Genomic DNA, 14,860 nt, shown 5'->3' on the forward strand with positions numbered 1-14,860 from the left:
TTTTTTGCCTTTTTTCTTTAGTTCATGAGTAATGACTACTTACCAACTTTCTTTGTAGGCAGAATATTCACTAAGGACCCCGGCTTACCAGGAATGGCTCCTTTAATTAATAGTAAGTTGCGTTCCGGGTCTACTCGCACCACGGTCAACTTGCGAATTGTCACCCGACTACCACCCAAACGTCCTGCCATCCGTTTACCGGGATAAACACGACCAGGGGTTGTACCAGCGCCAATGGAACCTGGCGCTCTATGGTTTTTAGAACCGTGTGACATCGGTCCGCGGCCAAAGTTGTTACGCTTTTGGTTACCCGCAAAACCGCGACCGATACTGGTACCGACTACATCGACAATTTGACCTTCAGTAAAAATATCCGCCTTAAGTTCTTGACCTAAAGTATAATCACTAGCGCTATCTGTGAGATATTCGTTTAAATGACGTAAAGCTGGAGCAGATGATTTTGCCAAGTGACCCAGCAGAGGTCTATTCAACGCCTTGGGTTTGACTTCACCATAACCAACTTGGATGGCGCTGTAACCGTCGGTCTGTTTTGTTTTAACTTGTGTAACAGTGCATGGCCCCGCTTGAACGACGGTGACTGGAATTGATACTCCATCTTCGTCGAAAACTTGGGTCATGCCCAGTTTGGTGCCGAGAATACCTACAGACACAGTAACTGGTTCTCCTTATATACTTGCTGGTGTTGGAATCGGACTGTTGATCGCACTTTTACACTTGTATCAGTGCCGATTGAGGTTGGACGACCCTCGGAAATTTCGGGTAGGTAGTACTACACCATACCTTTAAGGACACAACTAGCTGTGTCTTTACTGTTTGGTGAATCCGTTTACTTTCACTCACCTGGTCACCAGAACAGCCACAAGCTTTTTTTTCTGGGCGAAAAAAACAACTCTTGGAATTTCAGAGCAATGCTTTTAAGCTTTGCACTTTGTGCAGTAATGCTTTCGTCCAAGCAATTACTTAGGCACTTTCTGGAGGCAGTGCTGTTAGTGGTCTTTGCCCTATCATTTGCTACTGCCGTGCTGTGGTGGGACTTAAGCGGTTTTCTCCCGCTCAGTATCCGTTAACTAAGTTCGCTGCAATGTTATGAAACTAACATTACCCCTCAGTTTTTGCTTCACTCAACACTTTAATCTTAAACTACAGCTTAAGATGTTCCCTGGGTTTTCAGGGATATTAGGAGTGAATGTAGTACAGAGTCGTTTATGGGCTGGGTTTATTTAGCCACTAACTCTTTGTTAACCTGCGAGTTTTTCTAGTGTACCAGTCTCTGACAACTTTAAGCTAAGTTTATTATTGCCCGGAGATGTTAAACATCTAAGAAATCTAAGAACCCACAGAAAATTGAGTAGTCAGTTTTTACGCTCGGAGGTCACAATCTAATATCATAAATCATCTATTGATTTTTGTCGAGAAATCTTTAAAATAGTTTTTGATTACAGGTGATGTCCTGAATACTTGAACCTAATCCTGCTTCAGGGTGAATAATAGAGATATCTGAGTGGGATAAGACGAAAGAAAATTTATGGCACTGATTACCACTGGCAACGCTTTCATTCGCGATCTGGAAAAATTTGGTTCCCTTGGTGTTTACGTACCTTTGGAAGGAGGTTTTGAAGGTCGATATCGCCGCCGACTGAGGGCTACTGGCTATGTCGATCTTCATATTACCGCCAGGGGGTTGGGCGACGTAGCTGCCTATCTCACAGGAGTTCATGGAGTCAGACCACCTCACCTGGGTAAAAAAAGCTCTAGTAGTGGTGCTGCGGTAGGTTATGTATATTATATTCCACCGATTGTTACCTACAATCTAGAACAGCTACCACCAAATTCAAAGGGGCTGGTGTTGTGGATCATTGAAGGGAATATTCTCGCAGATCAGGAAGTTGAGTTTTTAGCCACCTTACCTAGCTTGGAACCCAGAGTAAAAGTAGTAGTAGAGAGAGGGGGGGCGCGTGCCTTCAGTTGGCAACCTCTCAAAGACACATACTCTGCTAGTTATCAAGCTGTCTAATCAAGGGAACCATATCGTCGCTGGAAATTTGCTAAATTTCCAGTGGCGATGTCCCTCCGCCCTGTGCCAAAGGCGATCGCAAAACAGAACTACAATTAAGAATCGTCATACTGTCAAAGGGAGGCCAGTTGAGCTAACTCCCTACTTTCTCAGTGCTGAAGGTAATCAGAGCGAAAATGAGACGTAAATCTACTGGTAGACCAGCCAATACTTCTAAATCCTCGGCTTTACAATCCCCCCTGTTCAACATCTCTACTATCGCCATTTTGGCGGGGGTGCTGGTGTTGGGTATTGGAATTGGTATTGCCTTTAGTTCCACAACCACTTTAACCCCGGCAAATGTCGCTTCTCGTGAATTCATAGATACTAAAGCGCCTAACCCTGAGATTTGTGTGCAGTTTGGGGCTAGTGCAATGGTCATGGACGCGAGACTGTTTGTTACTCTCAACCCGTTTAACGTCTATGTTGCTCAACCAAGTATGCGTCCTGGGTGCGTTCTGCGCCAAAATAACTGGGCAATTTTAGAGCAACGTAACCTTGTATCATCAAGCCAAGTCAGAGAATGTAGGAGTCGTTTAAATACCTTTGGCTTTACAGGTAACTTGGACAGTGAAAACCCTGACATTAGATGTATTTACCAAAACCAAGCTGCTCAAAACTTTTTCACCTCTCAGCCCGGAGCAGTGACACAACCGCAAGAAACAGAGAGATTTTAGCGCCCTTGGAAATTGAGTCTAAATTTACACCCCCTCATGGGGGTTAATTTTTCCATTGGCCTTCTGATTGTAGGCTGCTAGTGCTTCCCAGTTCATCACGTCTGCTAACAAAGTTTGATAACCGAGGGTATTGGGGTGAAGACCATCTACACCTAAGCGCTGTAACCGCCACGATTCATCACGGGACATCCATTGATCGAAAATATCTAAGTAAGGAATTTGCCGTTGCTGACAAGCAAGTTTAGTAACTTCTTTATAACGGTACTGGTCGCTGTGATTATAATAAAAGCAATCTAAAAAAGGCATTTTGCTTTCATCCACAGGAACCATCCCCACAAACAACACAGGGCAAAGTTTTTGTGCTTGTGCGAGCAGAGCAGCAATTTCGGTTTTAAATACAGCGAAATCTGTATAATTACGACCCTGGCTACTTTTTAATCGGGCGGAATCATTCACACCGACGGAGAGAATCATCAGGTCGGGAAGCCGATTTCTTAATTCACCTCGATGGCGAAATTCTACTTCTAGCCTTTGTGCTACTTGCTGGGTGCGATCGCCTCTCACCCCCAAATTATATAATACATGACCAGAACTATCGGGCAACATCCACCAGCGCCGCAGTTGTTCAACCCAACCCCCTGTTTCTGGGTCGCCAAAGCCATAAACTAAGCTATCTCCTAGTGCAATAATTCTCAAAGACTGAAATGGCTTTGGTTGTACTACCAGATGAGAGGAAGAAAGCTCGAGTGTTTGCATTTTTAGAACTATATTTTATATCTTTACAAGATTCTATACATTTCTACATCATTAAAGAATATATTTCTGTTGTTTGACTACACTAGACTTATGTATTTGCTTGGGATGCGTTGATTAAGTAAGGGGTTGGTGCATTCTGGCGCGGCCAATTCCGGGATAAAAACCGAATTAACCCAGGCAAAGATATTAACATCAACAAAACTCCTACCCACCAACCGGAACGCAATTGTTCTAAGTTATCCAGCGATGAGGTAGTTTGTGGCTGATTAGAGAAAAACCCTGCTGTTAGTGCTAGTAAATTATTTAACCCATGACAAGCTATAGGCACAATTAATGTTCGGGTCTTGATATATAGCACACCCATAACAAAACCAAACATAGATAATCCCAGGAAATTTGGGTGTAAAATTCCAAACAGGACAGAGGAGACAATCAAAGCTGTACGGATACCCCACTTGGTAGCCCATCGTTGCAGTATAACCCCCCGGAAGATAAATTCTTCCGCGATGGGAGCCACGACTATAATTGCGATCGCACTCAGTAAGTTGTCTAGTAAAGGTGCTGAACTGTGAGCAGAAGCATTACTGGCTACTTGGCGCAGGAGTTCCTCTATCAAAGAAGGAGCGAACCACGACAACAGGGAAAATGAGACTAGATAGGCACTAAGTGAAAACACTATAACCAGAATAACTAAGCCCACCGTCGGTAACCATTTATAGTTACTCGGCAGAATACCCACAACATACCGCAGATTAATTCCTAAACGATTGAAGTCTGCGAATATCCACAGGCAAAGCAATCCAAATATTAAAATATACAGCACCAGGACAACAACTTGATTATTAAGTGTGAGTCCGTTAATTCCTTGCACATAACCTAAACAAATACCGGACAGTAAGGATACCAGTAGACCCTTGGCGAACAGATAACGAACCCTGACCCGGGAAAATGGATTATGTATCATAAGTGAGAATTATTGCTGTAATGTTCTCAGTGGTCATATCAGTAACTTCAAGTTTTCCTGGATTATAGACTAATTTGCCTTTACAGAAATAAAGTGTAGTATAATTTATTCGCAATTGCGATAATTTTGCAAATCTACTGTAGAAATATGATTAGCAGGAACTAGTTTATAATGTTTTTCTTGAACGATTTTTACTTCACTTTCCTCTATTGCTAGTTCAAACATGGCAATTAAATTGCTATCCATAAATTGTGCTGATATGGAACGACTTAGCTCAGGAAATTTTTCATTACAATAGCCAATATCTTGTTTTGTTTGAACAACACCAAGCTGATCATTACCTGCTTTAGCTTGCACAGGTATAATAAACTGTGTACCATGACAATTTACAGCTACATAAATTTCATCAATTTCTATTTGACCTATTCCTGTAACCGTAGTCCTTAAGTGGTTTTGTAAAGAGTAAGCTGTAATTCCCAAGAATATATCCACTAAACGATTGTAACGTATTTTGGTTAAAAGAGCTTGCTCATCACCTGACATATATTTATTAATTATTTCGGGTGTAGCATCAGGTATTTTAATTTGTCTGAGATTTGAATTAGGAATAATTCTGTTAATTTGCACAAGTTGAAACCTATAAATACTAGTACCTTTTGACTCTATAATCCACTCCATTCCGGATGGTGCTGTATCTGTTATAGATTTGGGAAGTGGTCTTCTATATCGATAGGAATAAAGAATATCGCCGAGATTTTTAGGAGGTTTAATAGCTAATTCATTAGCTATTTCTGTAAGCTCTTCACGGTTAAATTCAAATTTATCTAAACCGGGTTGGTAATATCGATTAAAGATGCCAGTAACTATAGAGTTATATATACCTTCTTTACTCATAACTTATTATAATTGTTGTGTAAGACTGCTGATTTATATTTCATTTTCTAAATCTAGGTTGTATAATATGCGGGTTAACGTTAAAGTATTTAGCTGCTGCTGTCATATCCAAATTCAGTAAACTTTCATCTCCCAAATCTTGTATTTTTGTGGGTTTATCTAACTTTAAGTCTAAACATTTAATAATTTCTAACCCTACAGCTTTAGCTAATAAAGGAGGAACAGAATTACCTATCTGTCTAAATCCGTGCCATTTTGTGCAATGAAACCTAAACCAATCAGGATAAGAATGTAACCGCGCTGCTTCCCGCACAGTAATACATCTGGGTATAAACGGATGTATAGGTCTAGGGGAGGTAAAAGCTCCGCGATTACTAGGTGTACCTGCTCTGAGAGTATTACAAATACCTTGGGGGTGAAGTTTATAGAAGCGGCTAATTTTTTCGGTTGTACCAGGAAGTGTAGCTGCAAATCTGGTCATAGACTCTAAACTATGCCTTGTTCTTAAACTGGAGGTCAAGATGGTAGAGTCATAGTGACGTTGATATCCATAGTCATTATTTGCCGAATTTAAACCACGCAGTAATAGACCGTAATCACTCGGCTTTCCCAACTCTGCAACTACCCAATCACGTTGATACAATTCATCATATTTTTCAATCTCTGGTAAATCTTGCAATGCTTCCCAAACTGTCGGACTTAAGTTTAATTGATGAGAGAATCCTGATTTCTTTTGTTTAGCTGGTTGAGTAATGGTGTCTGGATAATTTGGTAATTCTAAATCATGACGACAACCGAGAATAAATAACCGTTCGCGATTTTGGGGAACTCCAAAATGAGCAGAATTTAAAACCTGATATTTTTGTTTAACTTGATAACCATTAATCTCAAATTCATTAATAATTTGTGCAATAAATTCTTGATGTTTTCCCGCAGTCATTCCTTTGACATTTTCCATGACAAAAAACTTGGGCTGGAGTGCTAATACTAATCTAATATAATGAAATACCAAGGAATTTCTAGGGTCTTGAAAAGAACGTTTACCTATTAATGAGAATCCCTGACAGGGCGGACCACCAAAGACGACATCAATTTCTTGATTACCAATAGCCGAATTTTGTCTAATATGTTGACTGGTAGTTTCTTCAACAGGCTGACATAAAACAGTCCAAAAAGGAAAATTAAACTCGTGGGTTGCACAGTGGATAGGGTCGATTTCTACAGATGCTAATACATCAAAGCCAGCTTGTTCAAAACCGAGGGTCATCCCCCCAGCACCAGCAAATAAATCCACAGCAATAGGGCGGTTTTGTTTCATCTGCTTCTAGTGATTATTTCCTACTTTCCAATACCTGGTAACATTTGCAAAATCTCTGCAGCAGCGCGATCGCATACACCTACCTCCCCCAACAGCTGACGCATTTGGGTATAATCTGCGAAAGTTTGCTGTCGGCGCTCAGGATTTAAGAGTAATTCCATGGATGCTTGGAGAATATTTTCCGGTGTCGCTTGTTCTTGTAGGAATTCTGGTACAATGGGCTTCATCACCACTAAATTAACTGGTGAAGCAAAAGGTATAGAACCTTTAAGAATGTTGCGAGCAATCCAAACAGTCAAGGGGTTGAGGCGATAAACCACAACTTGGGGCACATTTAATAAAGCCAGTTCTAGGTTAACCGTACCAGATTTAGTGATAGCCAGATCAGCGGCGGCAAATAGTTCTTTTTGTTGCTCGCACAGAATTGTCGCCCGTAAACCATAACGTTGAATAGCTGTTTCTATGGGTTGTCTGTAAGCTTCCAGAGATAGGGGAATCCAAAAATGGACGAATGGTAATTGAGCTTGAATAGTTTGAGCAGCTTGAAAAATTACTGGTAAGAGGTATTTTAACTCTTGATGACGAGAAGCTGGGAGGAGTGCGATCGCCTTTTGTGCGGGTGGAATTTGCAATTTAGCCCGAGCTACTGAGCGACTGGGTGCATCTTGCATTCTGTCAACTAGGGGGTGACCAACCCACTGCACTTGTGCGCCATTCTCGCGAAAATAACGGGCTTCTTCTGGGAAGATAGCCAAGAGTTTATCTGTAAAGCTGACAATACGGGATGTATTACGTAAACCAATAGACCAGACCCACTCTTGGGGAGCGATGTAATAAACCACTGGTATCTGTGGTAAATGCTTTTGCATATAAGTACCAATGCCCAGATTAGGTCCCATATAATCAATTAGTATGACTAAATCAGGGGGGTATTGTTGCAAAAAAGCGATCGCCTGACGTTGTACCCTAATAGTAGGGAAAATATAAGGCAAAGATTCCACCAAACCCATAGAACCAATACCACTAGTTTTCCCCAAAATAGTAGCGCCCTGGGCTGCCATTTTTTCCCCACCCAGAGCCACAATTTCTAATTTTAAACCAGCGGATTGACGCTTAATTGCCTGAATCAGCAATGAGCCTTGCAAATCCCCAGATACTTCCCCTGTGCTGATAAATATACGCATTTGATAATTAATAAAAATTCATATTTAACAACGGATAAATAAGTAGTTACATTATACTGATAAAATACAGTATATTTAACGAATATAGGCACTACAGTGAATGATAAAACTATTCCGGGGTGGGAATGATGCCCGTTCTTGTCCATCTCACCCCAATAAAAGCTGTATAAATTCAAGAGTCATCATGGGGGCTGGTTTTTTTCCTTCCCGGAATTAACCCACGTCTTCCAGACATTTGAGAAAGTAGGAGAAAACGACGCAGGGATTGCAGTTGTTCACTGTCTCCGAGTTGTTCGAGTGCTTCTAAAGCCTCCTTAAAACTTAAGCCAGAGCGATAGAGAAGCCGAAAAGCCTTTTTCAAAACTTGTAAATCCTCAGAACTCATCCCAGAACGTTTTAACCCTACTAGATTCAGAGTTCTCACCCGTGCGGGATTTCCCTCCACCAACATATAAGGAGGCACATCGCGGTCAATACGTGCCATTCCCCCGACCATTGCGTGTTGACCAATATGTACAAATTGATGCACCCCTAAAACTCCGCCCAACCTGGCGCGTGACTCTATATGGACGTGACCCGCCAAGGCCACGGAGTTAGGAATAATCACGTGGTCTTCAATTATGCAGTTATGAGCAACGTGTACGTAAGCCATTAACAGGTTATTATTGCCAATCACCGTAGCCTCACCCGCCCCAGTAGCACGGTTAATAGTGACATATTCACGAATTAAGTTATTGTCACCAATTTTCACCCAAGTTGGTTCGCCAACAAACTTGAGATCCTGGGGTTCCATACCAATAGCAGCACCGGGAAAAATCTGATTTCGCGCTCCAATCTCACAAGGACCTTCTAGCACGACATGAGGGCCAATAATTGTTTCCATGCCGACTTTGACATTAGCTCCAATCACAGCATAGGCACCGACTTGCACTGTTGGGTGAAGTTCCGATTGAGGATGAATTACAGCAGTGGGATGAATAAGCGTTTTCAAGGGTGAATCTCCAGAACTTTTTTAAGTGTAGAAACGCGATTAATGGCGTTTATACAATCAGTGGCCAAAAGTGTCGAGCAAAGCAAGTTGTGTGTAAGAGCAACGAAAATCTAGACTGGATGATGTTTTGTTATTTATGGAAGTCGAGCTTAAGAGTCAACCACGGCTTTACCCACTCGACAGCTTATTAGTTAATTCGAGAAAACATTAATTCGCCTTCAGTAGCAAGTTGACCGTCAACCTCTGCACGGGCTTGTACTTTAGCGAAACGACGTTGTTTTATCCACAATAGTTCTACTGTCATCACTAGCTGATCTCCCGGAACTACCTGGCGGCGGAATCGCACTTTATCGATACCAGCAAACACAAATAGTCCCTCCTCAAACCCTGGTAATTGCTTAAGAATAATACCCCCAACCTGTGCCATTGCTTCAACAATCAGCACTCCAGGCATCAGGGGACGTTCTGGGAAATGTCCCTGGAACTGTGGTTCATTGACAGTGACATTTTTAACGCCTACAGCCAGTTTTTCGGGAACATAGTCAATGATTTTATCTACCAATAGGAATGGGTAACGGTGGGGTAGCAATTTCTGAATTTCTTCAGATGAAAATGTGGTTTTAATTTCAGTACTTTTTTCTGGGGTAGATGTAGGTGCAGTAGTATCGGGACTATTCACTGGGGTGACAATTGCCATTAGCGCTGTGTTGAATTTGTAATTAATGAATTAAGTAGTCATGGGTGAAAACCTGAGATTTTAGATTTTACCCGATTCCTGTTCTAAAATTTTCCGAGCCAGTTGAATGTGTAAATTGTGGCTGGCTTTATATGCTAAGAAATGAGCTTGAGGAAAATTTCCCAATAAACTCAAATCTCCTACTAAATCTAATATTTTATGACGAACTGGTTCATTTTCAAACCTGAGTGGTGGATTTACCCAACCTTCTGACCCACAAACAAGGGCGTTATCCAAGCTACCACCCTTAATTAACCCGGTTTTCTGTAAGTATTCAATTTGGTGTAGTAACCCAAAAGTACGAGCCGGAGCAATTTCCGCCACAAAGTTGTCACTCAATGACCAACTGTACCATTGGTTGCCAATAGCCGACAGTTCAAAATCAATCTCGTAACTAAAACGGGTTATTGATGCTGGAAGGGCGCACGCAAAAGCATCATTTTCATAAATCCAGATGGGCTGTTTCACCACCAAGGGAACTGGTTTACTAGTTGGTTGCGACACTAAGCCAACTTGAGTAATACTGTCAGTCCAAACCTGTGCTGAACCGTCTAATAGTGGTACTTCTGGTCCATCAATTTCAATGCGGGCGTTATCGACACCCATACCGGCCAGGGCTGCTAATAAGTGCTCCACTGTGCGCACGCCAGCTTCACCTTGGCCCAATTGAGTAGAGAGCAGAGTTTGACTGACGGCGGTAACTTGAGCCGGAATGATTGGTAAATCTGGCAAATCCACCCGCACAAAGTACCGCCCACTCCCAGATGGAGCTGGGAATATGCGCACATGGGTACTCACACCACTATGCAGTCCCACTCCAGTTTGAGTGATTTCTCCTGCTATGGTGTGTTGTTCCATGAGCTAAAAGTTAATATGTGATTCATTTGCAGTTTCGGTGATGACCCCTTATCGGAATAGTATTGAGGCAAATGCCAAAATTAGCAAGTGCCGTTAAAACCTTTCACCAATACCAAAATTGATGCGACTATCGCCGTCATCGTTAATGCCGTAGTCAATCCGAATGGGGCCTAGTGGCGATTGTACACGCACACCCAAACCGTAACCGTAGCCACTACCGTTTTTGTTGAGGACGTTAGCCGCCTGAGTTGTGGTTCCTAAGTCACTACCGACATCAACAAACAGTGCGCCGTTAACCACTGAGAATACAGGGAAGCGATACTCAACAGAGGCTTGGACATAACTGCGTCCACTGGTTAAGGCTCCTTCTTCGTAACCCCGCACAGAGTTGCTACCGCCTAGGGTAAAAGCTTCATAGGGCGGTAAGTCACCCAGAATTGTTCCGCCTTGCACGTTAAAGGCTAGGGTTTGCGCCCCCGGTGCGAAGTTGGTCAACCTCACAGGTAAGTATTGACTATAGTTACCCCGGAGTCTGGTTAGAAAAATGCTACCTAGTCCCACTGGTACGGACTGATCCACACCAAAGCGTAGCAAAGAACCTGCTGTTGGTTGCAATTGGTTATTACGCAGGTCGCGCTGTGCGCCTAGTTGTAATAACACTAAGTCATCTTCACCTCCCCCTGAGAGGCTTAGAGGAACTGTTTCTGTGGGCACTCCATCCTCGAATACTGCTCCTTGCGGTCTGATATTACCATCAGCATCACGGGTGGAAATTCGTTGATACTGCAATCCGGCTGAAGCACTCCATTCTGATCTTTCATAGGGATTGGGAGATAATGGACGGTTAAAATTAATACCACCACCTAATCTGAGAACACGAGGGCGATCGCCGTCGGTTTCACCTAGTTGAAATGTTCTTATATTCTCATCTTTGCCGTCAAAAATTAAGGAAACGGAACTGCGGCGAAAAATATTTGTTGTATAAGAAGTTCTATAGGGGTCACCGGCAATCCAGGGGTCTGTAAACCGCAGATCAAAAAGCAGCTCCCGTTGTCCGATCTGTACTTCGGCTCCTAGGTTTTGGTTTCTTCCTCCTAGGTTTTGCTGCTGATAGCTTACAGTCCCAAATAATCCACTGGCAGAACTAAACCCGGCTCCAGCTGCAATAGACCCACTAGTACGTTCGGCTACGTTCACTACTACTTTTACCTGACTCGGGTCAGTACCAGGGTCAAGAGATATGTTGACATCTTCAAATAGCCCCAGTCCAAATACCCTCTGGAGGTCTGTTTGTACTATGTCCCGGTTAAATACTTCTCCTGGACTTAACTGCATTTCTCGGGTAATTATATATTCTTGGGTTCGTCCCTGAATTGGTTCTCCGTTTTCATCTACCTCCCGACCTTCGCGATCCTGGAAGCGGACCTGAATATTTTCTACCACCCCTTCGGCTATTTGTAGGGTGACAAGGCCGGTTTCCGAAATTTGTGGTGAGCCAATGAGGTTGGCTAATACGTAACCTTGTTCTTGGTACTTTTTAGTTAACTGCTGGATACCTGCTTGGAATTGTCTCAGGTTGAGGACTTGACCATATTGCTCACCAAAGACTGCATCCACAGTACCGGGAGCTAGTACCGAGGGAACATCAGTTCCCGGATTAGCTTGCACTTGTACTTTGGTGAGGACGGGGTTAAGTTGGACAATAAAGCTTACCCGTACGCCAATAGCTGTATCTTCTGGCACTGCTTCAACGTTGGCAAAGAACCCAGTGGCAAAGATGGCATTAATATCTTCTTGCAGTTCAGATCTGGTTGTTGTGCGACCTGGTTGAGTACGAATGACGCTGTAAACTTGCCTTTCTAGTTCCGGTGTTAGTTGTCCCTTTTCTGATCTGACAACTACTTCTGATACCAGTACTCGAGGTTCTGAGCTTGGAGTACTGGAATTTTCTCCATCGGGAGTAGTTTGAGCCGTGAGCACTGGGGGGGCAATTTCCGGAACCGAATCAACTTTCAGGCTTGTTAAGGTGGGGACAATTACTTCTGCTGTTGTCTTCTGCGATGATTTCACGGGGGTAACCGTGAACAAAGACTGATTTTTGGTTTCAATTGCTGACTGCTGATTGAACCCAGGACTAAAAACCTCTGTTGTCTGTTCTGAATTATTAATACTTTGGGCATTTGCACTCTCACAGATGCCTAGTGGCGCTGCAACTGCTACAAATGCCATCCATACCGGAGATAAACGCATGTTCTTTCAATTCCTCTATGGCTACGCCACGCAAGCTATCACATCCACACACCATTACTCTTATGCACAAGACCCCAGGTGCAAATCAAGTTGCTTCCTATTGCCTATTTACTGATGGTTCACAAAGCATCAGTCAAAAACTATTGATTCTGACTTTTTGCTTTTGACCATTTCAAGTTTTAGTTTCTACTGCTTTTAGCACTCTTTCTAATACCTCCTGGTAAGCATTTTCTACATTTCCCAAATCCCGACGGAAACGGTCTTTATCCATCACCCTCAAGTTAGGATCTGCTTCGCCTGTGTTCCATAAACGGCAGGTATCCGGGCTGATTTCATCTGCCAAGAGTATCTGCTGTTTTGAGTCCAAACCAAATTCTAGTTTGAAGTCTACTAGGGTAATGCCGCACTGCTGCCAAAAGCCCCGGAGAAATTCGTTGACTTGCAATGCTAGATTGTGAATTGTCTCTACTTGTTCCGGTGTTGCTAGTTTTAAGAGGAATAGGCGATCGCGTGTTAACAGTGGATCTCCCAACTGGTCATTTTTGTAATAAAATTCCACTAAAGGTTGTTTGAGCACTGTACCTATTGGTAATCCTGTTTGCTGACACAGACTTCCTGCGGCAATATTTCTCACCACTACTTCTAGTGGCACAATCTTCACAGCCTTGACTCGCATTTGATGCGGTTGAGGACTGTCAATATAGTGTGTTTTTATACCTTGTGTTTCTAAGTGCTGAAATAGCCGGCTAGAAATGCTACAGTTAATTTTTCCCTTGTTGATAATACTGCCACGTTTCTGGGCATTAAAAGCCGTGGCATCATCTTTGAAATCAGCTAACAGGACTTCTGGCTCGTCCGTTGCATAGAGAATTTTAGCTTTGCCTTCGTATAACTGGGGATAAACAGACATGATATGAGATAAATTTGTACGCTGTGGGTAGTTTTCGACCTTTTAGGCTTAACTATTTTATCTTTTGTGCTTCAATATCCGCCATTGGTGCTGAGTTAGCTATAGTTGGTTAGCTGATATCAAGCACATACACCTGAAAAAAGGTGATCAAGGATAAAATATGTAATCAATTGACAAAATCTAGTTTATCATTTAATGATAATTTAATGAAATAAGTTCTCAACAATCAGACTATAAAACTATCATATTTTGCCAATTAAGTAAATACAGCAGATTACAGGTAAATGAGGTGCGAGTATTAATCTTAAAACTCCCGTAGGGTAGGAATCATGTCGCCCTACTGTATCTCACTTACACAAAATGTTCTGTAAATTGTTTATACAGCTTTTTGTCAAAGGTTTGAGGTTTGACTTAATGTTTGAAATTCCCAATCATAATTAACCATTTCTTGTCTCACCCCGGTATGATTAAAGTCTTAATGTAAACTAATTGGGTCTGAGAAAAAAATTGAGGGTAGTTAATTATTTAGTTATATTAAAAACTTTCAAGTACAAAAAAACCCATGATTTTAGACAAAGAAGACAAGAATAAAAAAAGTTGCGTGGGATACAGTTCGAGAATTTATTGATGGAAAATAAACACAACAAAAATGGAGAAAAAAATAATGAACAAAGATGATTTTCTCTATCCTCGTGGACGCTACTATGGTCATGTCAAGCCGGAAAATTTGGTTTTTAATGCAAATTTGCAGGAATTTGCTCAACGTATCAGTTATATCTGTAATTTAGAGACTGGTGGAAAGCTCACCCCAGAAGAAGCTTACGAACAAATCAAAGCTTTATGGAAACAACTGAAAAAAACGAAAAAACAACTGCAAATTGGCAAAAGTCCCTTTCAAAATGATGATGGGGAAACTACAAGCTGAAGGAGTACAAATAGCAGGTTTATATAGCAAAACTCAAAAGTCCTATGCCATAGTCTCTAAGAGGATGTTTGATAAATTTTCAACAGGTAATTTTTATCTTAGGGAACAGGGAACACATCGAACAGGGAATAGGAAGGATTGGGAAGGATTGGGAAGGATTGGGGAACACACAAAAAACAATAAAATCCAGTCCCCTCCCCTGACAAGGACAAGACAAGGTGGACAAGGTGGACTAGGTGACAAGGGAGAAAAACAGTACAAAGTCTGTATTCTTAGTAAGAAAAATAGCCCCTTAAAAGACCATTGTCCGGATAAAATCTTCC

The 14,860-nt window shown here is 42.1% G+C and carries 15 protein-coding genes; 4 read left to right on the forward strand and 11 right to left on the reverse strand.

Annotated elements, in window-relative coordinates; genetic code table 11:
• Positions 1-35: 35 nt before the first annotated feature.
• Complete coding sequence (gene rplC / locus NWP22_RS06000; RefSeq protein WP_271732228.1) at positions 36-671, reverse strand: 50S ribosomal protein L3; 636 nt, start codon at positions 669-671, stop codon at positions 36-38.
• Between the two features lie 875 nt (positions 672-1,546).
• On the opposite strand from rplC, the gene ndhN reads away from it, so the two are divergent.
• Both ndhN and NWP22_RS06010 read left to right on the forward strand, forming a co-directional pair.
• Positions 1,547-2,035 (forward strand): NAD(P)H-quinone oxidoreductase subunit N, encoded by a 489-nt coding sequence (gene ndhN / locus NWP22_RS06005; protein WP_271732229.1) that lies wholly within the window; start codon positions 1,547-1,549, stop codon positions 2,033-2,035.
• Positions 2,036-2,211: 176 nt separating this feature from the next.
• Positions 2,212-2,751, forward strand: a complete 540-nt coding sequence (locus NWP22_RS06010) for a DUF3172 domain-containing protein (protein WP_271732232.1) — start codon at positions 2,212-2,214, stop codon at positions 2,749-2,751.
• 24 nt (positions 2,752-2,775) lie between these two features.
• Here the strand turns inward: NWP22_RS06010 and NWP22_RS06015 are convergent, their stop codons facing one another.
• The 10 genes from NWP22_RS06015 to purC all read right to left on the reverse strand — a co-directional run bounded on the left by NWP22_RS06015 (position 2,776) and on the right by purC (position 13,612).
• Positions 2,776-3,507, reverse strand: coding sequence for a GDSL-type esterase/lipase family protein (locus NWP22_RS06015; protein ID WP_271732233.1), 732 nt, complete (start codon positions 3,505-3,507; stop codon positions 2,776-2,778).
• Between the two features lie 88 nt (positions 3,508-3,595).
• Positions 3,596-4,471: a CPBP family intramembrane glutamic endopeptidase gene (locus NWP22_RS06020; protein ID WP_271732234.1), complete on the reverse strand. Its 876-nt coding sequence runs from the start codon at positions 4,469-4,471 to the stop codon at positions 3,596-3,598.
• A 105-nt stretch (positions 4,472-4,576) separates the two neighbouring features.
• Positions 4,577-5,365, reverse strand: a complete 789-nt coding sequence (locus tag NWP22_RS06025) for a hypothetical protein (protein ID WP_271732236.1) — start codon at positions 5,363-5,365, stop codon at positions 4,577-4,579.
• Positions 5,366-5,405: 40 nt separating this feature from the next.
• The gene (locus NWP22_RS06030) at positions 5,406-6,683 is read right to left on the reverse strand and encodes a DNA cytosine methyltransferase (protein WP_280801624.1); all 1,278 of its coding nucleotides are present in this window, start codon (positions 6,681-6,683) and stop codon (positions 5,406-5,408) included.
• Between the two features lie 20 nt (positions 6,684-6,703).
• Positions 6,704-7,867, reverse strand: coding sequence for a lipid-A-disaccharide synthase (gene lpxB / locus NWP22_RS06035; protein WP_280791516.1), 1,164 nt, complete (start codon positions 7,865-7,867; stop codon positions 6,704-6,706).
• A 172-nt stretch (positions 7,868-8,039) separates the two neighbouring features.
• Positions 8,040-8,858 (reverse strand): acyl-ACP--UDP-N-acetylglucosamine O-acyltransferase, encoded by an 819-nt coding sequence (gene lpxA / locus NWP22_RS06040; protein ID WP_271732242.1) that lies wholly within the window; start codon positions 8,856-8,858, stop codon positions 8,040-8,042.
• Between the two features lie 187 nt (positions 8,859-9,045).
• On the reverse strand, positions 9,046-9,555 hold the full coding sequence (gene fabZ, locus NWP22_RS06045) for a 3-hydroxyacyl-ACP dehydratase FabZ (protein WP_280791515.1): 510 nt from the start codon (positions 9,553-9,555) through the stop codon (positions 9,046-9,048).
• 60 nt (positions 9,556-9,615) lie between these two features.
• Positions 9,616-10,452, reverse strand: coding sequence for a UDP-3-O-acyl-N-acetylglucosamine deacetylase (gene lpxC / locus NWP22_RS06050; protein ID WP_280791514.1), 837 nt, complete (start codon positions 10,450-10,452; stop codon positions 9,616-9,618).
• Between the two features lie 93 nt (positions 10,453-10,545).
• A complete protein-coding gene (locus NWP22_RS06055) occupies positions 10,546-12,702 on the reverse strand; it encodes a BamA/TamA family outer membrane protein (RefSeq protein WP_280801625.1) in 2,157 nt (718 codons plus the stop codon).
• A gap of 172 nt (positions 12,703-12,874) precedes the next feature.
• Positions 12,875-13,612 (reverse strand): phosphoribosylaminoimidazolesuccinocarboxamide synthase, encoded by a 738-nt coding sequence (gene purC / locus NWP22_RS06060; RefSeq protein ID WP_271732246.1) that lies wholly within the window; start codon positions 13,610-13,612, stop codon positions 12,875-12,877.
• Positions 13,613-14,261: 649 nt separating this feature from the next.
• On the opposite strand from purC, the gene NWP22_RS06065 reads away from it, so the two are divergent.
• Positions 14,262-14,537 carry a DUF7219 family protein gene (locus NWP22_RS06065; protein WP_271732247.1) on the forward strand — a complete coding sequence of 92 codons (276 nt, stop codon included), beginning with the start codon at positions 14,262-14,264 and terminating at the stop codon, positions 14,535-14,537.
• Positions 14,491-14,860, forward strand: a 370-nt coding sequence (locus NWP22_RS06070) for a hypothetical protein (protein ID WP_280801626.1), incomplete at its 3' end; no start/stop codon positions are given. The genes NWP22_RS06065 and NWP22_RS06070, both read left to right, overlap by 47 nt.

The organism is Anabaenopsis tanganyikae CS-531 (genome assembly GCF_029891675.1).
Taxonomy (GTDB): domain Bacteria; phylum Cyanobacteriota; class Cyanobacteriia; order Cyanobacteriales; family Nostocaceae; genus Anabaenopsis; species Anabaenopsis arnoldii.

What these genes read in the sequence shown, in the direction of transcription:
- fabZ (WP_280791515.1), bottom strand. Translation starts at nt 9,555, where the DNA reads ATGGCAATTGTCACCCCAGTGAATAGTCCCGATACTACTGCACCTACA.
- NWP22_RS06055 (WP_280801625.1), bottom strand. Translation starts at nt 12,702, where the DNA reads ATGCGTTTATCTCCGGTATGGATGGCATTTGTAGCAGTTGCAGCGCCA.
- NWP22_RS06020 (WP_271732234.1), bottom strand. Translation starts at nt 4,471, where the DNA reads ATGATACATAATCCATTTTCCCGGGTCAGGGTTCGTTATCTGTTCGCC.
- NWP22_RS06025 (WP_271732236.1), bottom strand. Translation starts at nt 5,365, where the DNA reads ATGAGTAAAGAAGGTATATATAACTCTATAGTTACTGGCATCTTTAAT.
- lpxB (WP_280791516.1), bottom strand. Translation starts at nt 7,867, where the DNA reads ATGCGTATATTTATCAGCACAGGGGAAGTATCTGGGGATTTGCAAGGC.
- lpxC (WP_280791514.1), bottom strand. Translation starts at nt 10,452, where the DNA reads ATGGAACAACACACCATAGCAGGAGAAATCACTCAAACTGGAGTGGGA.
- NWP22_RS06065 (WP_271732247.1), top strand. Translation starts at nt 14,262, where the DNA reads ATGGAGAAAAAAATAATGAACAAAGATGATTTTCTCTATCCTCGTGGA.
- NWP22_RS06015 (WP_271732233.1), bottom strand. Translation starts at nt 3,507, where the DNA reads ATGCAAACACTCGAGCTTTCTTCCTCTCATCTGGTAGTACAACCAAAG.
- NWP22_RS06030 (WP_280801624.1), bottom strand. Translation starts at nt 6,683, where the DNA reads ATGAAACAAAACCGCCCTATTGCTGTGGATTTATTTGCTGGTGCTGGG.
- purC (WP_271732246.1), bottom strand. Translation starts at nt 13,612, where the DNA reads ATGTCTGTTTATCCCCAGTTATACGAAGGCAAAGCTAAAATTCTCTAT.
- ndhN (WP_271732229.1), top strand. Translation starts at nt 1,547, where the DNA reads ATGGCACTGATTACCACTGGCAACGCTTTCATTCGCGATCTGGAAAAA.
- NWP22_RS06010 (WP_271732232.1), top strand. Translation starts at nt 2,212, where the DNA reads ATGAGACGTAAATCTACTGGTAGACCAGCCAATACTTCTAAATCCTCG.